Source organism: Priestia sp. ST2 (assembly GCF_055810735.1).
In genome coordinates, this window is the sequence record NZ_JBVVNT010000001.1 from 183,289 (window position 1) to 205,044 (window position 21,756).

At 38.4% G+C, this 21,756-nt stretch carries 23 protein-coding genes, 1 tRNA gene and 1 other annotated feature; all 24 genes read left to right on the top strand.

The genetic code is table 11. The features are described from left to right. The first annotated feature begins 1 nt into the window (after nucleotide 1). The 24 genes from sdhB to ilvN all read left to right on the top strand — a co-directional run bounded on the left by sdhB (nucleotide 2) and on the right by ilvN (nucleotide 21,746). Nucleotides 2-775 (top strand): succinate dehydrogenase iron-sulfur subunit, encoded by a 774-nt coding sequence (gene sdhB, locus AC0KUU_RS00900; RefSeq protein WP_013059398.1) that lies wholly within the window; start codon nucleotides 2-4, stop codon nucleotides 773-775. Between the two features lie 63 nt (nucleotides 776-838). Next, nucleotides 839-1,288, top strand: coding sequence for an acyl-CoA thioesterase (locus AC0KUU_RS00905; RefSeq protein WP_043976044.1), 450 nt, complete (start codon nucleotides 839-841; stop codon nucleotides 1,286-1,288). A gap of 174 nt (nucleotides 1,289-1,462) precedes the next feature. Then, a complete protein-coding gene (gerE, locus tag AC0KUU_RS00910; protein WP_013059396.1) occupies nucleotides 1,463-1,687 on the top strand; it encodes a spore germination transcription factor GerE in 225 nt (74 codons plus the stop codon). A 203-nt stretch (nucleotides 1,688-1,890) separates the two neighbouring features. After that, nucleotides 1,891-2,217, top strand: a complete 327-nt coding sequence (locus AC0KUU_RS00915) for a hypothetical protein (RefSeq protein ID WP_026106709.1) — start codon at nucleotides 1,891-1,893, stop codon at nucleotides 2,215-2,217. Nucleotides 2,218-2,365: 148 nt separating this feature from the next. Then, nucleotides 2,366-2,866: a cation:proton antiporter regulatory subunit gene (locus AC0KUU_RS00920; RefSeq protein ID WP_013085158.1), complete on the top strand. Its 501-nt coding sequence runs from the start codon at nucleotides 2,366-2,368 to the stop codon at nucleotides 2,864-2,866. Beyond that, nucleotides 2,867-4,078 carry a cation:proton antiporter gene (locus AC0KUU_RS00925; protein ID WP_025750630.1) on the top strand — a complete coding sequence of 404 codons (1,212 nt, stop codon included), beginning with the start codon at nucleotides 2,867-2,869 and terminating at the stop codon, nucleotides 4,076-4,078. A gap of 190 nt (nucleotides 4,079-4,268) precedes the next feature. Beyond that, entirely contained in the window at nucleotides 4,269-5,012 is a 744-nt protein-coding gene (locus AC0KUU_RS00930; protein WP_026106708.1) for an ABC transporter ATP-binding protein, read from the top strand. Nucleotides 5,013-5,045: 33 nt separating this feature from the next. Continuing rightward, nucleotides 5,046-6,032: an aliphatic sulfonate ABC transporter substrate-binding protein gene (locus AC0KUU_RS00935; RefSeq protein WP_043976047.1), complete on the top strand. Its 987-nt coding sequence runs from the start codon at nucleotides 5,046-5,048 to the stop codon at nucleotides 6,030-6,032. 10 nt (nucleotides 6,033-6,042) lie between these two features. Continuing rightward, a complete protein-coding gene (locus AC0KUU_RS00940; protein ID WP_409233868.1) occupies nucleotides 6,043-6,897 on the top strand; it encodes an ABC transporter permease in 855 nt (284 codons plus the stop codon). A 69-nt stretch (nucleotides 6,898-6,966) separates the two neighbouring features. Beyond that, the gene (ssuE, locus tag AC0KUU_RS00945; RefSeq protein WP_322552446.1) at nucleotides 6,967-7,521 is read left to right on the top strand and encodes an NADPH-dependent FMN reductase; all 555 of its coding nucleotides are present in this window, start codon (nucleotides 6,967-6,969) and stop codon (nucleotides 7,519-7,521) included. Continuing rightward, nucleotides 7,518-8,642, top strand: a complete 1,125-nt coding sequence (ssuD, locus tag AC0KUU_RS00950) for an FMNH2-dependent alkanesulfonate monooxygenase (RefSeq protein ID WP_043976051.1) — start codon at nucleotides 7,518-7,520, stop codon at nucleotides 8,640-8,642. Before ssuE ends, ssuD begins: the two co-directional genes overlap by 4 nt. Before the next feature lie 513 nt (nucleotides 8,643-9,155). Continuing rightward, nucleotides 9,156-11,174 carry a penicillin-binding transpeptidase domain-containing protein gene (locus AC0KUU_RS00955; RefSeq protein WP_043976053.1) on the top strand — a complete coding sequence of 673 codons (2,019 nt, stop codon included), beginning with the start codon at nucleotides 9,156-9,158 and terminating at the stop codon, nucleotides 11,172-11,174. Nucleotides 11,175-11,616: 442 nt separating this feature from the next. Then, nucleotides 11,617-12,249 (top strand): DUF47 domain-containing protein, encoded by a 633-nt coding sequence (locus AC0KUU_RS00960; protein ID WP_218039679.1) that lies wholly within the window; start codon nucleotides 11,617-11,619, stop codon nucleotides 12,247-12,249. 15 nt (nucleotides 12,250-12,264) lie between these two features. Further along, the gene (locus tag AC0KUU_RS00965) at nucleotides 12,265-13,263 is read left to right on the top strand and encodes an inorganic phosphate transporter (RefSeq protein WP_025750624.1); all 999 of its coding nucleotides are present in this window, start codon (nucleotides 12,265-12,267) and stop codon (nucleotides 13,261-13,263) included. Nucleotides 13,264-13,377: 114 nt separating this feature from the next. After that, on the top strand, nucleotides 13,378-13,992 hold the full coding sequence (locus AC0KUU_RS00970; RefSeq protein WP_043976058.1) for a PH domain-containing protein: 615 nt from the start codon (nucleotides 13,378-13,380) through the stop codon (nucleotides 13,990-13,992). Between the two features lie 211 nt (nucleotides 13,993-14,203). Further along, the gene (locus AC0KUU_RS00975) at nucleotides 14,204-14,647 is read left to right on the top strand and encodes a MarR family winged helix-turn-helix transcriptional regulator (protein WP_162215008.1); all 444 of its coding nucleotides are present in this window, start codon (nucleotides 14,204-14,206) and stop codon (nucleotides 14,645-14,647) included. Nucleotides 14,648-14,657: 10 nt separating this feature from the next. After that, nucleotides 14,658-15,452 carry a glutamate racemase gene (gene racE, locus AC0KUU_RS00980; RefSeq protein ID WP_025601441.1) on the top strand — a complete coding sequence of 265 codons (795 nt, stop codon included), beginning with the start codon at nucleotides 14,658-14,660 and terminating at the stop codon, nucleotides 15,450-15,452. Nucleotides 15,453-15,566: 114 nt separating this feature from the next. Next, nucleotides 15,567-16,652, top strand: a complete 1,086-nt coding sequence (locus tag AC0KUU_RS00985; protein ID WP_162215007.1) for a GerMN domain-containing protein — start codon at nucleotides 15,567-15,569, stop codon at nucleotides 16,650-16,652. A gap of 134 nt (nucleotides 16,653-16,786) precedes the next feature. Continuing rightward, nucleotides 16,787-17,533 carry a ribonuclease PH gene (rph, locus tag AC0KUU_RS00990; RefSeq protein WP_043976065.1) on the top strand — a complete coding sequence of 249 codons (747 nt, stop codon included), beginning with the start codon at nucleotides 16,787-16,789 and terminating at the stop codon, nucleotides 17,531-17,533. Nucleotides 17,534-17,542: 9 nt separating this feature from the next. Continuing rightward, nucleotides 17,543-18,136 carry an XTP/dITP diphosphatase gene (locus AC0KUU_RS00995; protein WP_013085142.1) on the top strand — a complete coding sequence of 198 codons (594 nt, stop codon included), beginning with the start codon at nucleotides 17,543-17,545 and terminating at the stop codon, nucleotides 18,134-18,136. A gap of 15 nt (nucleotides 18,137-18,151) precedes the next feature. Further along, nucleotides 18,152-18,664: a metallophosphoesterase gene (locus tag AC0KUU_RS01000; RefSeq protein ID WP_013059377.1), complete on the top strand. Its 513-nt coding sequence runs from the start codon at nucleotides 18,152-18,154 to the stop codon at nucleotides 18,662-18,664. A gap of 125 nt (nucleotides 18,665-18,789) precedes the next feature. Further along, nucleotides 18,790-18,863: transfer RNA gene (locus tag AC0KUU_RS01005), tRNA-Arg, on the top strand. Between the two features lie 324 nt (nucleotides 18,864-19,187). Continuing rightward, nucleotides 19,188-19,441, top strand: a binding site (T-box leader). 68 nt (nucleotides 19,442-19,509) lie between these two features. Beyond that, the gene (ilvB, locus tag AC0KUU_RS01010) at nucleotides 19,510-21,237 is read left to right on the top strand and encodes an acetolactate synthase large subunit (protein WP_155660677.1); all 1,728 of its coding nucleotides are present in this window, start codon (nucleotides 19,510-19,512) and stop codon (nucleotides 21,235-21,237) included. Further along, complete coding sequence (gene ilvN, locus AC0KUU_RS01015; protein ID WP_013059375.1) at nucleotides 21,234-21,746, top strand: acetolactate synthase small subunit; 513 nt, start codon at nucleotides 21,234-21,236, stop codon at nucleotides 21,744-21,746. Before ilvB ends, ilvN begins: the two co-directional genes overlap by 4 nt. The last annotated feature ends 10 nt before the right edge of the window (nucleotides 21,747-21,756 follow it).

The window sequence follows — 21,756 nt, forward strand, 5'->3', positions numbered from 1 at the left end:
AATGAGTGAACAACAAACAGTCCAAAAGACAGTGCGCTTCATTATTACACGTCAAGATTCAGCTGAATCTGCTCCTTACAATCAGGAGTTTGAAATTCCGTATCGTCCGAATATGAACGTTATTTCAGCACTGATGGAAATCAGACGTAACCCTGTTGATGCTTCAGGTAAAGAGGTTGCTCCGATAAACTGGGAAATGAACTGTTTAGAGGAAGTATGCGGAGCCTGTTCAATGGTCATCAACGGTAAACCTCGTCAGTCATGTACAGCTCTTGTTGATAAACTAGAACAACCAATTCGCTTACAGCCAATGAAAACATTTCCTGTGGTTCGTGATTTGCAAGTAGACCGCAGCCGTATGTTTGATTCACTAAAAAAAGTAAAAGCATGGGTTCCAATCGATGGCACATACGATTTAGGTCCAGGACCGCGTATGCCTGAAAAGAAACGTCAGTGGGCGTATGAGTTATCCAAATGTATGACATGTGGCGTTTGCTTAGAAGCTTGTCCAAATGTAAACGACAAGTCAAACTTCATCGGTCCAGCACCGCTTTCTCAAGTTCGCCTGTTTAATGCCCATCCAACCGGTGCGTTAAATAAAGGAGAACGTTTAGAGACGATTATGGGTGATGGAGGACTAGCGAACTGCGGGAATTCTCAAAACTGCGTTCAATCATGCCCAAAAGGAATTCCATTGACTACTTCAATCGCAGCTTTGAACCGCGATACAACAATTCAAGCATTCAGAAGTTTCTTTGGTAGCGATCAAGTATAATCACTCAAAACCTCTCCATGCGGAGAGGTTTTATTTTGTCTATGACGAACGGAGGAAATACAGATGAATAATATTTCGTATATTGAAGACATGGATCATTGGAAAGAGTCATTTTCGTTTAAGCAGGAGATCAAGGTAAGATTTTCGGAAACAGATATGTTTGGGCATTTAAATAATACGGTTCCTTTTGTTTATTTTGAACAAATACGTACGGAATTCTTTCACCATATTGGCTTTATGCAAAAGTGGACGAGTGAGCATGAGGGAACGATACCGGTGGTGGCTGATTTGCAGTGCGATTATGTCAAACAAGTGTATTTTGGCAACATGCTATCTGTTTTTGTAAAAGCTCATAGAATTGGACGTTCGTCGGTTGATTTACACTATATGATTCAAAATGAGCAAAAAGAGGTTGTACTCACCGGGAGAGGAACAATGGTGCAAATTTCTAAAGAAACAGGAAAAAGCGTCCCGTGGAATGAAGAGATGAAAAGGTGTTTATCAAATATATGAAAATGGCTTGAAGGCTCTTTCTTCAGGCTTTTTTTCTTTTTTAAAGGTGAAAAAGAGTTTTTTGCATATTTTTTCTAAAACTAGTAACCGCGTAGGCATACCGCACATAAGATATGTTGACTAAATTTACACCCATCCGATAGTTCAACTCAGGATCAGGCAAGGAGGGTTACATTGAAAGAAAAAGAGTTTCAACCTAAACCGCTACTTACAAAGCGTGAACGAGAAGTATTCGAGCTTTTAGTACAGGACAAAACAACAAAAGAAATCGCGAGTGAACTATTCATTAGCGAAAAAACAGTTCGAAATCATATTTCTAATGCGATGCAAAAGCTTGGAGTCAAGGGGCGTTCTCAAGCAGTCGTAGAACTCCTTCGAATGGGAGAACTTGAATTATAACATGAGCTGGCTTTCTTCTTAGAAAGCCAGCTTTTTGTATATTTTTTTCAGTGTCGCATACATATCTAAAAAGAATAACGTTAAGAAAAAATTATAAAAAAGGTAAATCTTTATAAAAAAAACTTATTGCTTGAAATTGAATTTCAGAGTACGTATACTTTTAAGTAAGGAGATACTAGTTCAGAAGAAAGAGAGGTGAGATGATGAAAAATATATGGATGAGCTTATTGTTATGCATGATATTCTGTTTGCCTTTTGCGAGTTTGCCAGATAAATTTATTGATAACGACTTTGAAAAAGTGAAGGTCACAAAAAGTTCGGTTCAGCATTACACGGATATCGTGCACATGTCTCCAGGAGCTAAGCACAGCGTTAAACAAATAGGATCTCTCATACAAAGTGTGATAGTAACTTTTGCTTTAGTATGGGTGAGTGCCAAACTCATCATTCCGACGCATCAAATTGCGTATTTTATCCTCAAGAAAACACTTTTTTACCCAAAAATCTTTCAATCAAGTTACCTCAATTAAATAAAAAAGGTTGAAATTTCAACAGCCTTTTCTTCAAACCTAAAATTACCAACTATTCTTAGGCTTATTTGCTATGCGGATTTTCTAGGCAAATAACGCGGCAAAATTAAAAAATTCTTTTTAAAAACTTTATAGGAGTGATCATTCAATGATGATTAAAGAAACGGAGTTACCAGGAATCGGCCGTAAATTTGAAATTGAGACAAGCGGAGGAAACCGCGTAGTCGTTATCATTCATGATGATGGAAGACGTGAAATCTATCACTTCGATCAAAAAGATTTAGAAGAAAGCATTTTTGACATTACGTTAACAGATACGGAATCAAGACAGCTAGCTGCAATTTTAGGCGGCATGATTTACAAGCCAAAAGCAATGGAAACCATTGAAGTGGCATTCAATGACTTAGTTATTGAGTGGTACAAAGTTGAAAAACAAGCGAAAGCTCACAGTAAAACAATTGGTGAAATTGACGTTCGCAGCAATTATGATGTCACTATCATCGCCGTCATTAAAAACACGCAAAAAAAATTATCAACTCCAGGACCAGATACGTTAATTGAAGAAGGAGATACGCTTGTTATCTCTGGAGAACGAGGAAATTTAAAAACGCTCATTAAAGAATTGCTTTCACAAGGAGGTAGTTCATAATTGGATCATTTAGTATTTGAAGTTGGGACAGCTTTGTTACTAGTAGCTTTAGCGGCTATACTAGCACATAAATTTAAATTTACGATTATTCCATTCCTCATTCTGCTGGGCATGGCGGTCGGTCCCCATGCTCCTGAGTTTGGCTCATTCAGTTTAAAGTTTATTGAAAGCCAAGAGATTATTGAATTCATGGGGAGAATTGGAGTTCTCTTTTTACTCTTTTATTTAGGATTAGAATTTTCAGTTGGAAAGCTAATTAAATCAGGTAGGTCCATCGCGGTGGGAGGATCTATTTATATTTTAATTAACTTCACTTTAGGATTATTGTATGGATACCTGACAGGAAATCCTCTTCTTGAAGTGCTGATTATCGCTGGAATTATTACGATTTCGTCCAGCGCAATTGTCGCAAAAGTATTGGTTGATTTAAAACGAACAGCGAATCCAGAAACGGAACTGATATTAGGGATCATCATGTTTGAAGATATTTTCTTAGCCGTTTATCTTTCTGTCGTTTCAGGGTTGGTGCTTGGAGACCACGGATCGCTTGCTGGATCTTTAACATCTATTTTAATTGCGTTTGGCTATATGATGCTGTTCTTTATCATTGCTCGAAAAGCCACGCCGCTGCTAAATAAACTTTTAAATATTTCATCAAACGAAATCTTTATAATCGTCGTTTTTGCGGTATTGTTTTTTGTGGCAGGCTTCTCAGAAACAATTCACGTGGCAGAAGCAATTGGTGCGTTATTGCTTGGACTTGTATTTTCTGAAACGGAACATCGCGATCGGATTGAACATCTTGTCGTACCGTTTCGTGATTTCTTTGGAGCTATCTTTTTCTTCAGCTTCGGGTTAAGTATTGATCCTCTTACGCTGTGGGATGCAGGATGGCTTGCGCTTGGCGCAGTTGCGCTTACGATCATTGGTAACTTTACAGCCGGTATGATTTCAGGAAGAAAAAGCGGGCTGTCACACAAGGCCTCTACCAACATTGGGTTAACGATTATGTCACGAGGCGAGTTTTCGATCATTATGGCTAACATTGGAATTGAAGGAGGATTATCCGCAATTCTTCAGCCATTCGCCGCGCTTTATGTATTGATCTTAGCTATTATTGGCCCTTTGTTAACGAAGGAGTCTAAGCATATATACGGATTTTTAAACTCAGTATTTAAATGGAAAAAGCCAAATCCTCAAGAATCAAAGTGATAAAATATATAAAACGCAGTTGACAAATCGGATTAATATGATAAAATTCAAAATAATCCAATAACAAATCAGTTAAATATAGCAACGGGCTGATCGGTCAACCGAAAGCTCCTACCTTTTTCAGGTAGGAGCTTTTGTGTTTTTAGATGAACGAGCTTTTAATTTAAAAATTCAAGGAGGAGGAACTGCTTTGAGTGTTGTCATTCAATCTGTTAACCGCTCATTTCAAAAAGGAGAACAAGTAACTCAAGCATTGCGAAATGTAAATCTTACGATTAATAAAGGTGAATTTATCACCGTTATTGGTCCGAGCGGGTGCGGAAAAAGTACACTGCTTAAAATGATTGCAGGACTTGATATGGATTATGAAGGGCGTATTGAAATCAACGGGAAGTACATAGCCGGACCTAGCATTAAACAAGGAATGATCTTTCAAGAACACCGCTTGTTCCCTTGGCTTAATGTAGAGCAAAATATAGCGGCTGACTTATCGCTGAAAGATTCGAACGTTCGGCGCCGCGTAGATGAGTTAATTGATATTGTCAGGCTGAAAGGATTTGAAAAAGCTTATCCTCGAGAACTATCTGGGGGGATGTCTCAACGAGTTGCTATTGCGCGTGCTCTTTTAAGAAATCCAGAGGTTTTATTGTTAGATGAACCGTTTGGTGCGTTAGATGCTTTTACGCGCACTCATTTGCAAGATGTGCTGCTAGACATATGGAAAAAAGAAAAAACAACCATGATTTTTGTTACCCATGATTTAGATGAATCCATTTACTTGGGAACTAAAATTGTGATTATGAGTGCCAGACCAGGAGAAATTAGCCGGGTCGTTCCAGTAGAAATTAGTCATCCGCGAAAAAAGACAGAGTTACCGTTTCAGCAGCTAAGGCAGCAAGTACTGAAAGAATTTGAAGAAGCAGGAGAACATTAAAGATTCAATAAGACAGAGAAGGGGACAGAACAGATGAAAAAGCTACTTTTAACTGCAGCTATTGTACTTGTTCTCGCATTGGCTGGGTGCGGGACGAAAGAAAAAGCGAGCGGAGAAGATTCAAAAAACGTTACAATTAATATTGGTATCCAACAAAGCTTAGGTCCTTTAATGCTGGCACAAAACCAAAAATGGTTTGAAAAAGAATTTAAAAAAATAGGTGTAAATGTTAAATGGACAGAGTTTCAAAGCGGTCCTCCGCAATTTGAAGGTTTAGCATCTGGACATTTGGATTTCGGCCAAGTTGGAAATTCACCGGTTATTTCTGGTCAAGGCGCAGACATTCCGTTTTTAGAAATTGCTAATTCCAGCGACGGGTTGAAAGGAAATGCCATTTTAGTAGGGAAAAACAGCAAGATTAAAAGCGTAAAAGATTTAAAAGGTAAAAAGATCGCGGTTGCGAAAGGAAGCAGCGGTTTTAATTTATTGTACAGAGCTCTTGACCAAAATGGGTTGAAGCCAAGTGATGTAAAGATTATTCAGCTTCAGCCAGACGAAGCTCAGCCAGCATTTGAAAATGGATCAGTGGATGCATGGTCAATCTGGGAACCGTTTATCTCACTGCAAAACTTAAAAAATGAAGCTCGCATTTTAGCAGACGGCGATTCATTAAAGGTTGCTTCACCAGGTTTTACTATTGTAAGAGAAGGCTTTGCAAAAGATCATCCAGAGTTAGTCGTTAAGTTTTTACAAGTTTATCAAAAAGCGCTTGAATGGCAAAACGAACATTTTGAAGAATCTGTGGATATTTTAGCAAAACAAAAAAATCTAGATAAAGACGTAGTAAGACAAGTGTTAAAAAATAATCCTGCCTATAATCGCCCAACCTCTAAAGAAATTATTGCAGAACAACAGCGAACAGCTGATTTTCAACAATCTTTAGGCGTTATTAAAAAGAAAATTGATACTGGAGATGTCGTTGATAATTCATTTATTGAAAAAGCATTAAAAGACAAATGAGGTGATGAAAATGAGTAAAACATCTGTGGTTTCAGGACACGTCCAGTCTTCAGTAGCTCACTTGCAAAAAATGAAAAAAAGAAAGGAAGAAGCGAAAAATAAGCAGGGGATTTTTCTTCGTTCTCTTGTCGTGCCACTTCTGCTTATTGTCGTGTGGCAAATCATTGGTTCTGCGGGCTATGTATCCAAAACTGTACTTCCTACACCTGTTGATATCATACTTTCTTTCAAACAGCTCATCGTATCTGGAGAACTTGGAGCTAACCTTCAAATCAGTATTTTGCGTGCTGCCATAGGTTTTGCCGTTGGAGCTGGACTAGGGTTACTATTTGGTGTAATTGTCGGTTTCTCAAAGAAAACGGAGCACTATATGGATCCATCTATTCAAATGCTTAGAACTGTTCCTCACCTTGCGTTGGCGCCTTTATTTATCTTATGGTTTGGCTTTGGTGAAATTTCAAAGATATTGCTAATTGCAAACGGTGCATTTTTCCCAATCTATGTTAATACGTATCTAGGCATTCGCGGCGTTGATTCGAAATTATTTGATGTTGCTCGTGTTCTTCAATTTAGTAAATGGAAACAAATCACAAAACTCATTTTACCAGCTGCTCTTCCTAATATTTTACTTGGTGTCCGATTGTCTTTAGGTATTGCATGGCTCGGACTGGTAGTTGCTGAATTAATGGGAGCAAGTGAAGGTGTAGGATACATGATTATGGATGCTAGACAGTTTTCTCAAACGGACGTAGTTTTTGTCGGAATTATTATTTTTGCTGTTGTAGGCAAATTAACCGATTCATTTGTCCGAGTATTAGAAAAGCGTCTTCTTAAATGGAGAGACAGCTACGCAGGTGAAAAATAAAAGAAGGATTTATATACGTATTAATCCTTGTAAATCTATCAGTTTTATAAGTTAAAAGGAGAGATGATAATGAGCCAGGTTACAATTATTACAGGAAGCCCTTCAAAGCAATCAAGGTCAGCTGCTTTAAGCAAGTATATTGCAGCATATCTACAAGATGAAAAATATGAAGTGAAAACTGTGCATGTTCGTGACTTGCCCGCTGAAGACTTAATATATGCTAACTTTTCTAGCCCTGCGATTCAAGAAGCTCAAAAGAAAGTGGCAGATGCTGATGCCGTTATTATTGTCAGCCCAATTTATAAAGCTAGCTACACAGGAATTTTAAAAACATTTTTAGATTTAATACCTGAAAAAGGTTTGCACAATAAAACCGTGCTGCCGATAGCCACAGGTGGAACCATTGCTCACCTACTGGCTCTTGATTATGTATTTAAGCCGACTTTATCCGTTTTAGGAGCTACTGCTCTTATTCATGGAGTTTATATTGTTGATTCTGAGGTGGCCTATACGAAAGAAAATGAAATTGAGTTTATTGCGGAAGAAGCAGAAGTGAGAATTAAACGTTCATTAAAAGAGCTGGGATATCATCTAGAACAAACGAAAAGGAGTGTTGAATCATGAAAATGTTATGGTTTATTCCTTCCCATGGAGATGGAAGATATTTAGGGACAAATCGAGGAGGTCGTTCAGCAGACTATTCATATTTTCGGCAAGTTGCTCAAGCAGCTGACCGGTTAGGGTTTGAAGGAGTTTTGATTCCAACGGGGAAATCATGCGAAGACCCGTGGCTATTGGCTGCTTCACTTATACCTGAAACAGAGCGTTTGAAATTTTTAGTAGCGGTACGTCCCGGCATTATGGCTCCTTCCGTGGCAGCGCGCATGACCTCGACTCTTGATCGAATTTCAAAAGGTCGTTTACTAGTTAACGTAGTAGCAGGAGGAGATCCAGCAGAATTAGTCGGAGACGGCCTTTTCTTATCACATGATGAACGTTATGAAGCTGCGGATGAATTTTTAGATGTGTGGAAAGGGTTATTGGCTGGAGATACGGTTAATTATGAAGGAAAACATATTCATGTAGAGAACAGCGAGCTGTTGTATCCACCTGTTCAAAAACCTTCTCCACCTATTTATTTTGGCGGATCTTCACCCGCAGGACAAAAAGTTGCAGCAAAACATTCTGATGTGTATTTAACGTGGGGCGAACCTCCTGAACAAGTAAGAGAAAAAATAACGGCTGTGAGAAAGCAAGCAGAAGCAGAAGGCAGAACCGTTAAGTTTGGGATTCGTTTGCATATTATTGTACGCGAAACGGAAGAAGAAGCTTGGCAAGCAGCCGATCGATTAATTCAGCATTTGGACGACGACACGATTCAAGCTGCACAGCGTACTTTTGCTAGGTATGACTCAGTCGGGCAGCAGCGAATGGCGAGCCTTCACAGAGGAACCCGAGAGGAACTTACGATTAGCCCTAACTTATGGGCAGGTGTAGGGCTCGTCCGGGGAGGCGCAGGAACTGCACTAGTAGGCAGTGCTGAAAATGTAGCGAAACGAATAAAAGAATATGAAGCTTTAGGAATTGAATCTTTTATTTTATCAGGCTATCCGCATTTAGAAGAGGCTTATCACGTAGGAGAGTTATTGTTCCCGCTTTTAAATATTGATGACGGTGAAGGAAAGAGTGAAAGCATCGGTGAGATTATTGCAAACGATAGGTTTCCAAAAGCTTCAACGTCGTAAAAGAAGAACCGGTGAAAAATTCACCGGTTCTTCTTTTACATTCATCTCAGCCGAGAGACGAGTTCGTTAAATTGTTGGTTTAGGTTTTTCAGGTGCAGCTTGTTTATCTTTTCGACTTTCTTGAATATATACTTTAAAGAGAAAAATATTTAAACAGCCCAGTGTGAGGAATAACGGTGCAAAATAATATTCTTGAGACATAAGTAGGACGAAAACGCTTCCAAAACAGAACAGAGAACTAAACATAAAGTAAAACTGTAAGAATCTTCTCATTTTAGTCGCCTCCTATTCTTTTTCTTCTTACAATTATTATATCAAATACTTTCCAAAAAAGACACAAAATATTCACAAAATGTTCAATTTTTTTCTTATTTACCTATTGATTTTTTTGTCGATATGTAAATTTAGTGGGTTGTAATACCAATTAATTCCTGATCTTAACTTTCCGATGGAAAGTTTATGTAAAATTTTATATGATAGAGAAATGGTATTGAAAAAAGGGGGAAAATCATCATGAGACGAATTGGGTGGCTATTTTTTACTATGGCAATTCTCTTATTAATAACTGCCGGTTGCTCAAATGATCAACAGAAAGCACAGGATCGATTTGATAAATATGTAGCTATGTGGAATAAAGAAGATTTTAAAGGCATGTATGGATACTTGTCTAAAGATGCTAAAAAGACGATTTCAGAAAAAGATTTTGTGAATCGATATAAAAATATCTATGATGCAATTGAAGCGGACAAGCTTAAAGTGAAGGCAAGTAAAATAGAAGACTTAGAAATAAAAGACCATAAAGCTGTTTTACCTTTTGAAGTAAACATGAACTCTGTAGCCGGTGAAATCTCATTTAAAGAAAATGCTGCTGTGGTTCAAGAAAAACAAGGGGATACAGAGAATTGGTATATTAATTGGAAGCCTAATATGATTTTTAAAGGACTTAAGCAAGGAGAGCAAGTAAGAGTAGCTACTCAGTCAGCCGTGCGTGGAGAAATTATGGATCGTTCAGGGAAATATTTAGCTCAAAACGGAGAAGCGATTCAAGTTGGAGTTGTTCCCCAGCAGTTTTCTAAAGGCGGCGAGCAAGCGATACAACAATTAAGCAAGACTCTTGCTCTTTCAGAAAAAAGTATTAATCAAGCACTGAGCGCTTCTTGGGTGAAAGAGAATCAATTTGTTCCTATTAAAACAGTTAGTCAAAAAGACGCCTCTAATTTAGAGAATTCTTTGAAAAAAGTAGAAGGCATTCAACAAAAAAAGGTAAATGCGCGCGTATATCCTTGTGAAGAAGCGTGTGCCCATTTAGTTGGATACGTTGCGCCTGTCACAGCGGAATATTTAAAAGAGCATAAAGATGAAAGCTATAATGCTCAGTCTAAAGCTGGAATGATTGGCTTAGAGTCTTTATATGAAGATAAGCTTCGTGCTCGAGACGGCGTCACGATTTATACTGTAGATAAAGATGGTAATAAAAAGAATGAAATTGCAAAAATGAATCCAAAAGACGGGGAAAGCATTCAAGTTACGGTAGACACGAATGTTCAAAAATCCCTTTATGAACAGTTAAAAGCTGAAAAAGGAGTAGCTACTGCTCTTCAACCTAAAACGGGAGAAATATTAGGTCTTGTAAGCACGCCAGCTTTTGATCCGAATTCTTTTTCTTTTGGAATCGATGCTAATACGTACCAATCCCTTTCAACGAATCCCGATAAGCCGTTAATGAATCGCTTTACCAAAACGTATTCCCCGGGATCTACATTTAAGTTAGTCACGGGAGCTTTAGCGGTTGATGAAGGTGCGGTAAATCCAAACGAAAGTATATCAATCAGCGGGAAGAAATGGCAAAAAGATAAAAGCTGGGGAAATTTCTACGTAACACGAGTGGGAAGCAAGCCGAATGTTAATTTACGTGATGCTTATGTTACATCTGATAATATTTATTTTGCGCAGACTGCTTTGAAGCTAGGTTTAGACAAATTTAACAGTGGTTTAAAACAGTTTGGGTTCAATCAAAAAATGCCTGTTAATTATCCTTTTGAAACGTCTAAAATTGCAGGTGATCAAGATATTAAAGATGAGGGAGTATTAGCAAACTCTGGCTATGGCCAGGGGAAACTGCAAGTGAATCCTCTCCACTTGGCATTGATGTATACATCGATTGTAAACGATGGAAACATAGTAAAGCCTATTCTTATGAACGGTAATGAGAGTGGAATATGGAAAAAACAAGTAATATCTAAAGAAACGGCGCAATTAATTCAAAATGATTTAGTTGATGTCATTGAAGATAAAAACGGTACGGGTCATGCTGCAAAGATAGATGGGTTAACCCTAGCTGGAAAAACTGGAACGGCAGAATTAAAGAAAACTCAAGGTGAAAAAGGGCAGGAAAACGGCTGGTTTTTAGCTGTGGATACAAAACAGAAAAACCTACTCGTTTCAATGATGGTTGAAGGAGTAGAAGATAAAGGCGGAAGTCATTACGTCGTGCCGAAAGTAAAAAATGTATTTCAGCAATATAATAAGTAAATAATAAAAGCCAGTTCTAAAGGAGCTGGCTTTTATTATTTACACAAGGGGAGTAATGTTAAGTTTTTGTAAATCCCAGTTTTATACAAACTCTGAAAACCCTTATTTTAAAAGGAATGAACGTATTATTGTTAATGTATTGTAAAGAGACCTAAAAAAATGTGTTTGAAAAGTTATTGACAATTAACAATAATAGGAGTAATTTTTGACTTGGCGTAAAAAAATGAATCGCATAACCTATAAGTAAAAGAACCACCTTTTGGGACTTTTGCTCTGGTAAACGTTTGTTTTTTTAGAATTTTTTGATACACAAGAGAGGTGGTTTCTCTCGTTATAGTAATGAACAGCTAAGTTTTATCCATTACTTTAAATGAAAAAAGAAACTAGAACACATATAAAAAGATAGAGAGAAAAAACGAGTGGTAAAGTTTCGATAAATTGGATGGAGGATTGCAACGTGATCAAAAGAAAAAAAGACAAGTTTTCTGAAATGTTAATGGACATTGCCCAAAATATTAAGGACTCAGCAGATTTTTTAGGCAGCTTTGAACTTCAAAATGTATCTGACCTAAAGGAATTTGCCAATGTTTTAAAAGCGTATGAATCAAAAGGTGATAAATACGTGCATACAGTGATTACTGAGTTGAACAAAGCATTTATTACTCCAATTGAGCGTGAAGATATTTTACAGCTAGCAATGAGCATGGATGATGTACTTGATGGCATCGACAGCTTTGCTGCTTTAATGGAAATTCATTCAATTACGACATTTGATGAATATGTAGCTGAATTTGTTAAAAATATTCAAGGCTGTGCTGAAGAGATTTTAATTACTATTAATTTGTTGTCTGAGAAAAAGCTTCTTCAAATTAGTGAACATGCAATTAAAATTAAAGAGTATGAGTCACATTGTGATACATTATATCGTCGTGCACTAAAACAATTATTTGCAACATGTAAAGATCCAATTAAAGTTATTCAATATAAAGAAATTTATGAAACGCTAGAAGAAATCGCGGATTATTGTCAAACGGTTGCGAACAACTTAGAATCAGTTATTATGAAGAATGCGTAACGGGGCTATATTATAATGGATTCGATGCTAATATTAACCATTCTAATTGTAGTTGGTGCACTTGGTTTTGACTTTATCAACGGATTTCACGATACAGCTAATGCCATTGCGACTTCTGTTTCAACCAAAGCTTTAAAACCGCGACATGCAATTCTTTTAGCCGCAACCATGAACTTTGTCGGTGCTATGACGTTTACGGGCGTAGCCAAAACGATTACAAAGGATATCGTTGATCCTTATACGCTTCAAAATGGTTCTGTCGTTATTTTAGCAGCATTAATTTCTGCTATCGCGTGGAACCTAATCACATGGTATTTCGGTATCCCTAGTAGTTCTTCTCATGCAATTATTGGATCGATTGCAGGAGCAGCTATTGCAGCTGCTGGATTTGGTGCTTTAAATTACAAAGGTTTCATCAAAATCATTGAAGCCCTTCTAATTTCACCAGTTCTAGCCTTTGTAGTAGGTTATATCGTCTATACGATTATCAAACTAACGTTTAAAAACCATAACTTGACGAAAACGAATAAGCGTTTTCGACGCGTTCAAATCCTGACTGCAGCCCTACAATCTTACACACACGGTACGAATGATGCGCAAAAAGCAATGGGTATCATTACGCTAGCGCTTATTGCTAACAATATGCAAAGCGGTACTGAGATTCAGTGGTGGGTACAGCTGGCTTGTGCGGTGGCAATGGGACTTGGAACGTCAATTGGTGGATGGAAAATCATTAAAACCGTTGGCGGTAAAATTATGAAAATTCGTCCTGTTAATGGAGTAGCTGCGGACTTAACAGGTGCTGCCATTATCTTTGGAGCAACGTTTGTTCATCTACCTGTCAGTACTACTCATGTTATTTCATCTTCTATCTTAGGTGTAGGTTCTGCTCACCGAGTGAAAGGTGTAAAATGGGGAACTGCACAGCGCATGGTGATTACATGGGTTATCACATTGCCAATTTCAGCTTCATTAGCTGCACTTATCTATATGATTTTAAATTTGTTATTTTAATAAATGTGGAGCTTCTTTTTAAGAAGCTCCTTTTTTTTATTTACATCCCCTCATTTGCACAGTACACTTAAAACATGAAAATAACACAATTGTTTTTAAAAGGGAGATGGGGAAATGTTTGGAAAAGTGGCTGCTGATGTATTAGGGCTAAGTGATATTGGTTCTGTTATTAAGCCAGTTGATTATGACAAGGTAGATGCAGACGATTACGTTATGCATGAAGAACAAGAAAAAATTTATTTTCTAATCAAATCAAAGTCAGATGAATATTGCTTTACCAATAAAGCACTCATTCATCTTGATGGAACAAGTGCTACAAGCAAAAAGCGAATGCTTCGCCGCTATAACTACAGCACAAATCACATTTCAAACGTGATGCTAGAAACGGCTGGAACTGTCGATTTAGATGTGGAAATTAAATTTAAAATTGGCTCGGAGACGTTTTCTATCGATGTACACAAAAAGCATATAGAAGAGGTAAAAGATTTATATAAAGCGCTGTTTAAAATATCTGAAATAACGCGTGAAAATGAAATTGCGCTCGATTTTGCTAAACAAAGCATTCAGCTAGCTTCTTCTACGCTAAGCAGTACAAGAAATACAAGTGGAAGTGTTGCTGGTGAATTTAAAGAAATTAACGAAGCTGCGTTTTCTTGGTTATTAGATAAAAAAACAGCCTACACAACAAAAGATTTCAGCTCAGTTTTCGAGCTGTATATCAATAATTAATAGAAACAGCTGCTCCTTTTATGGAACAGCTGTTTTTTAATGCTGAATGAGAGTATGTAGACTTATGATGAACGTTGTAGAATCCTCATGTTAACCTTGAAAAATCACTGAAAAAAGAGCACAATATAAAATAGAAAAGAGAAACAATAGAGACGGGTTTAACTGAAAGAAATAATAGAAAATAAGACTTATAGGTGGAAAGGATTACGGTATGACAGCAAAAAATAATGAGGATACAGTGGCAGAATTAGAGAAGTCACTTCGACATATTGCAGCGATTGTGAAACAAAAAGGAAGAGAAATTTTAGAAGACTATACGATTACGCCACCTCAGTTTATTGCTTTGCAGTGGCTGTTTGAACGTGGAGATATGACGATTGGTGATTTATCAAATCGTATTTTTCTTGCTTGTAGTACAACGACAGATTTAGTAGATCGTATGGAAAAAAATAAGTTGGTGGTTCGGGTGAAAGATCCAAAAGACCGCCGCGTAGTGCGTATTCATTTGCTTCCTGAAGGAGCACGTGTTATCGAAGAAGTAATTGAAAAGCGACAAACGTATTTAAATGGCGTACTGGCAAACTTCTCTCCGAGTGAAACGGAAGTTTTACGAATAACGTTACGAAAATTGCATGATGAAATGAAAGAAAAATGAGGCGATTGTTTTGAGTAGACCAATTGGTGTTATAGATTCAGGTGTGGGCGGATTAACGGTAGCAAAGGAAATTATGAGACAGCTTCCGAAAGAACAAATTATGTACATTGGAGATACAGCCCGCTGCCCATACGGTCCTCGCCCTAGTGAAGAAGTACGAGCTTTCACGTGGGAGATGACTAATTATTTAGTAGATAAAGATATTAAAATGCTTGTTATTGCGTGTAATACGGCTACGGCAGTTGTGCTGGATGAAATTCAAGAACAGCTCGATATTCCGGTTATAGGCGTCATTGAACCAGGATCACGCGCTGCGCTTAAAGTAACTAAAAATCATAAAATAGGCGTAATCGGCACAAACGGAACCGTGAAAAGTCAAGCCTATACACATGCACTCCGCGCTCTTCATACGAGAGTGGAAGTGGAAAATTTAGCATGCCCTTTGTTTGTACCTCTTGTAGAGAGCGGTAATTATGAAGGACCGGAAGCACAGCGAATTGTAAAAGAAACATTAAAACCTTTTTATCATACAGATATGGATACCCTTATTTTAGGATGTACGCATTATCCGTTATTAAAGCCAGTTATTCAAGAAGCAATTGGGCCTAGAGTTCAGTTAATCAGTTCTGGCGAAGAAACGGCAATAGAGGTAAGTGCCATTCTTTCTTATAGCAATTTACTAGCTCCTAGAAACATGGAGCCTGAACACTACTTCTTTACAACAGGATCAACAGAACTGTTTCAATCTATTGCATCTAAATGGTTTGAGCACCCTGTATATAATGTTGAACATATCAAGCTTTAAAACCGTGCATATCATGCTCGGTTTTTTCTTGTGGACAAAAACTTTTTTGAGCTGGTCTAAAATGCAAAAAAGCTCGTATACATAGTAGTACAAACAGTCTGAGGAGGGAAAGGAATGTCCAAAAAGACCCAACTTGTTCTCATATCCGCCGTGGTGACCACATCTGTATTGTTATCCGGCTGTGGACTTTTCGGAGGGGATAACGCAGCAAAGGAAATTGATCCGCCAAAGGATGTCACCTATGTGAAAGATGAAAAATCATTAGCGACTGAAGCGAAAGTAACGGAAGCTAATAAAAAACAAAGTAAAGCCGCAGAAACATCTGCGCCTACCAAAAGAGAAATCTACTTAATTGATAAAAACGGGTACGTTGTTCCCCAGACGCTTGAAATTCCTAAATCAAAAGGTGTCGCTAAACAGTCTCTTGAATATTTAGTAGAGGGTGGACCGGTCACAAACTTATTGCCAAATAATTTCCGAGCGGTTCTTCCTGCTGATACAAGAGTTTTAGGGACAAAGCTGGAAAGTGACGGCACGATGGTAGCAGATTTTTCACCTGAATTTGCTGAGTATAAAAAAGAAGATGAACTCCGTATTCTGCAGGCCGTCACTTGGACGCTGACGCAGTTTGAAGGCGTAAATAAAGTTAAAATTCGCATTAACGGCTATGATAAAGATGAGATGCCTGTAAATCATACGCCAATCAGTAAAGGGTTGAGCAGAGCAGATGGCATTAACTTTGATAATACTGGAGTAGTTGACGTAACTCAAACGAAGCCAGTTACGATTTATTACTTAGCTCAAGAGGGCAAACAAACTTACTATGTTCCTGTCACAAAACGAATTGCTTCTGATGACAAAGATATGTACACTGCAATTGTGAACGAGCTTGTAGAAGGACCAGCGCCTGCATCAGGTTTAGTGACAGACTTTAATCCCGATGCAAAGCTCGTAGCAGCTCCAAAGTATGCGGACGGTGAGTTAACGCTGAACTTTAATAAAAACATCTTTGGGAATTTGAAAGGAACGGAAATTTCTCAGCATGTTCTCGACTCCTTAGTGTTATCTCTGACGGAACAAAAAGCCGTAGACAGCGTTGCCATTAAAGTGAATGGCAAAAAAACGCTAAAAGATGAAAAAGGGAAAAAATTAACGGAACCAGTTTCAAGACCGAAAAATGTGAACACAGGTAGTTTTTAAAAACAAATTTTTGTTATACTAGTAAAGGACTAAGTAGAAAGAGGTCTGCTGAAATAGCGACCTCTTTCCGCTGTTTTATAGTTAAAATGGAAGAGACTATTACATATAAATGAATGAATAGGAGGACATGCTTAATGCGTTTAGACGGTAGGGAATTTAATGAATTGAGATCTGTATCTCTTCATACTTCATACTTAAAGCATCCAGAAGGATCTGTATTAATCTCGGTGGGAGACACAAAGGTTATTTGTACCGCAAGCATAGACGACAGAGTGCCTCCTTTTATGCGTGGGCAAGGAAAAGGATGGATTACAGCCGAATATTCTATGCTGCCTCGAGCTACGGCACAAAGAAATATACGTGAATCATCAAAAGGTAAAGTCACAGGACGAACAATGGAAATTCAGCGTCTAATCGGACGAGCTCTTCGTTCTGTAGTCGATCTGGAAAAGGTCGGAGAAAAGACAATTTGGATTGATTGTGATGTTATTCAAGCAGATGGCGGCACAAGAACAGCATCGATTACAGGTGCTTTTGTGGCTATGGTTTTAGCGTTTGGAAAGCTGGTTGAAGAGAACAAGCTCACAGAAATTCCTATTCGTGACTACTTAGCTGCGACTTCAGTAGGTATTCATGGAGAAAATTCGATTTTAGATTTAAATTATGAAGAAGATTCGACAGCGGAAGTTGACATGAATATTGTGATGACAGGAAGCGGACAGTTTGTAGAATTACAGGGAACGGGAGAGGAATCGACGTTTTCGAGAGAACAGTTAAACCATCTTCTAGATTTAGGGGAAAAGGGTGTTTATCAATTGATTGAACAGCAAAAGGGAGTTCTTGATCACCTGGCTGCCTACATTCCGGTTAAAGAAAGGTAAGGGATTAACGTGCGTGAAATCATTATTGCAACTAAAAACGCAGGCAAAGTAAAAGATTTTGAAACACTTTTCTCACCGAAGGGATTTAAAGTAAAATCACTTCTTGATTTTCCTGAGATTGAAGACGTGGAAGAAACGGGCGTTACATTTGCAGAGAATGCCACGCTAAAAGCAGAGGCCATTTCATCCGCATTAAATAAGCCAGTCATTGCCGATGATTCGGGGCTTGCTATTGATGCCTTAAACGGGGAGCCAGGCGTTTATTCCGCGCGTTATGCTGGTGAAAATAAAGATGATAATGCTAATATAGAGAAGGTACTTCAAAAATTAAATGACGTGCCGTTTGAAAAGCGCACCGCACGCTTTCATTGCGCTCTTGCTATTGCAGTGCCCGGAAAGAGAACCGAAATTGTAGAAGGCACGTGTGAAGGGCACATCTTGGAGGAAAAAAGAGGGGAAAACGGTTTTGGGTACGATCCCATTTTCTTTGTAGAAAAATGGAGATGCTCCATGGCAGAATTGACCAAAGAGCAAAAAAATCAGATTAGTCACCGAGCAAATGCGTTAAAAAGACTAGCACCGCTAATTGATGCGCAATTTTAGAAGGAGTGATGACGTGTGAAACTATTAATTGTGAGCGATAGCCACGGGTTACAAGAAGAGCTGCTCACTATCAGAGAGAGACATGCTGATGTAGATAAGATGATCCATTGTGGGGACTCTGAGTTGCCGCAAGACAGCAAAGAAATGTCTGCATTTTTAGGCGTTCGAGGAAATTGTGACTACGATGCATCTTACGTTAATGATCGAGTAGAGTCGCTTGGAGAAGCTACGTGTCTGGTTACACACGGTCACTTATATAATGTTAAAATGTCTATGATGAATCTGCATTACAAAGCGAGAGAAGTCGGGGCAAACGTTGTTTGTTTTGGGCATTCTCACATAGCTGGAGCTGAGCTCATGGACGGAGTTTTATTTATCAATCCAGGAAGTATGTTACTTCCTCGTATGAGAAAAGAACGTACGTATGCTATACTAGTAATGGATGGTACAGAAGCTACCGTGCAGTTTTACGATATAAGCGGTAAACATATTCCTAGCATGCAGTTAACCTGTACACTTTCAGCATAATATAGCCAAATATAGGGAGAAGAGAAGGTTTTTTACCTCTCTTCTCATAAAATTTCAAAAAAACGTTGACTTTTAAATTATATTTGAATATAATAAGTATTGTCTTTGATACACTTTAACATTATGTCCCAGTAGCTCAGCAGGATAGAGCAACGGCCTTCTAAGCCGTCGGTCGGGAGTTCGAATCTCTCCTGGGACGTCCAGAAAAACCTGGCTTTTACTAAAAAGTAAAAGCTAGGTTTTTTATTTATCTTAAAAATGAATGTTTGTTCATTCAGTGTGTACAAATGAACGTTTCAGAAAAACTTTTTGAACTGCTGTAAACCCTTATTACATCAATAATGAAAACGCATTCAAATATTCTGTTTAGTCTAAATTGTCTAAAAAAATCTTGAAAAGTGGTTGACTATGCATAGAAATGGGCGTAAGATAGTCCTCAAATATAAGTTTTCTAAAAATTTTAATTAATTGTAATTAATTTAAAATATGATGTGTAAAGCATTGTTCAAAAAGCATATAGCGTTTTAAAACGTTGAAGAGGATAAGTAGTTTTGATGTTTAGGTATCAACAGAGAGTCGGGTTGCTGGAAGCCGATGTTACCAACTCAAAATGAACTCACCTCAGAGTGTCACCCTGAAATTAAGTAAGGGCGACCGAGTGTACTTCCAAAGCACTCGTTATCAAAAAGAATGTACAGTATACATTCATAAGGTAATCATTACGATTACAAACGAGGGTGGTACCGCGTAAAGTACAAAAGACTTTTCGCCCCTTGACCTATATCATTTGATAGGGTCTATTTAGGGGTGAGAAGTCTTTTTTCTTTTATCTAGAAAACGAAAGGATGAGAAAAGTGGGAGCCAATATGCAAACGAAAGAACCTGTAAGCACTGGGGCACAAATGAATGGAGCTGACATGTTGATTGAATCTCTAAGAAGAGAAAATGTTGACGTCATCTTCGGTTACCCAGGGGGAGCCGTTTTACCGATTTACGATAAGCTATATGGTTCAGGAATGTTTCACGTACTTGCTCGTCACGAACAAGGTGGAATTCACGCAGCAGAAGGGTACGCAAGAATTTCAGGCAAACCCGGTGTAGTTATCGCCACAAGTGGTCCTGGTGCAACAAATATCGTAACAGGTTTGGCAGATGCGATGATTGACTCACTTCCTTTAGTTGTTTTTACTGGTCAAGTAGCTTCAAGTGTAATTGGTTCTGACGCGTTCCAAGAAGCAGATGTATTAGGGATCACAATGCCAATTACAAAACATAGCTATCAAGTACGCAATATCAGCGATATGCCGAGAATCATCAAAGAGGCATTTCATATTGCGACAACAGGAAGACCTGGTCCAGTCTTAATCGACATTCCAAAAGATATGGCACAGGGTGATGGAACATTTAATTACGAAGGAGAAATTGATTTACCTGGCTATCAGCCAACTTATTTTCCAAATCAGCTGCAGGTTAAAAAATTAACAGACGCAGTAGCAGCTGCAAAACAACCTGTTATCCTAGCAGGTGCGGGAGTGCTATTGAGTAAAGGTTCAGAAGAATTAAAAAATTATGCTGAGCGTCAAAATATTCCCGTTATTAATACGCTTTTAGGATTGGGCTGTTTTCCTGCAGATCATCCGCTTCATTTAGGAATGGCTGGCATGCACGGAACGTACACAGCAAACATGGCAATTTATGAGAGTGATCTTCTCATTAGTATCGGTGCACGCTTTGATGACCGAGTAACAGGTAACTTAAAGCATTTTGCACCAAATGCAAAAATTGCGCACATTGACATCGACCCAGCGGAAATTGGAAAGAATGTTCCAACCAAGATTCCAATTGTTGGAGATGCAAAAGAAGTATTGAAGCAATTGCTTCTGCAAGAAGGAGAAGTTGGAGATTATACGAAATGGCATGAGAAATTAGCGGCGTGGAAGCAAGAATATCCATTATGGTATCAGAACTCAGCGGACGTGTTAAAACCACAAAAAGTAGTTGAGTTGCTTCACAAGTATACAAATGGAGATGCCGTGGTTACAACGGACGTTGGGCAACATCAAATGTGGGTAGCTCAATACTACACATTTAATAATCCAGATCGATGGGTAACTTCAGGTGGTCTTGGCACTATGGGCTTTGGATTACCTTCTGCAATCGGCGCTCAGCTGGCAAACAAAGATAAAACAGTTGTAGCAGTCGTTGGTGACGGTGGATTTCAAATGACGCTTCAAGAATTAGGAGTTATTAGAGAATTAAATTTACCTGTAAAAGTGGTTGTACTTAACAATCAGTCGCTTGGTATGGTTCGTCAGTGGCAAGAAATCTTCTATGAAGAACGCTACTCACACTCTTTAATTCCGAATCAGCCTAATTTAATGAAGCTTGCAGAAGCTTATGATATCAAAGGTTTACAAGCTTCTACTGAAGAAGAAGCGCATGCGGCTTTGAAAGAAGCAATGGAAACAGATGGACCTGTTCTACTAAATTTCTTTGTCGCACCTAAAGAAAACGTATATCCAATGGTTGCACCTGGAAAAGGATTACATGAAATGGTAGGGGTGAAACCATGAAGCGAATTATTACAGCAACTGTATTAAACCGTGCGGGCGTATTAAATCGCGTGACGGGGTTATTTACAAAAAGAAATTTCAATATTGAGAGTATTTCGGTAGGTCACACTGAATCTGAAGATGTATCACGCATGACATTTGTTGTGAACGTAGAGCATGATAACGCTGCTGAACAAGTGATTAAGCAGTTAAATAAGCAGATTGACGTGTTGAAGGTTCAAGATATTACGGATCAAGCGGTGGTATCAAGAGAGCTTGCTTTAATGAAAGTAGCCTCTACGCCAGCGAGCCGTAACGAACTTTATGCAGTAATTGAACCTTTCCGTGCAACCATCATTGATGTAAGCCGCGACAGCTTGATTATTCAAGTAACAGGTGAATCCAGCAAGATTGAAGCGATGATTGATCTGCTTCAGCCTTATGGATTAAAAGAAGTAACGCGCACGGGAACAGTAGCTGTTCCGCGCGGTACGCAAAAAGCGGCAGCCAAACTTTCATCAATCATTTAATTCTAGCTAG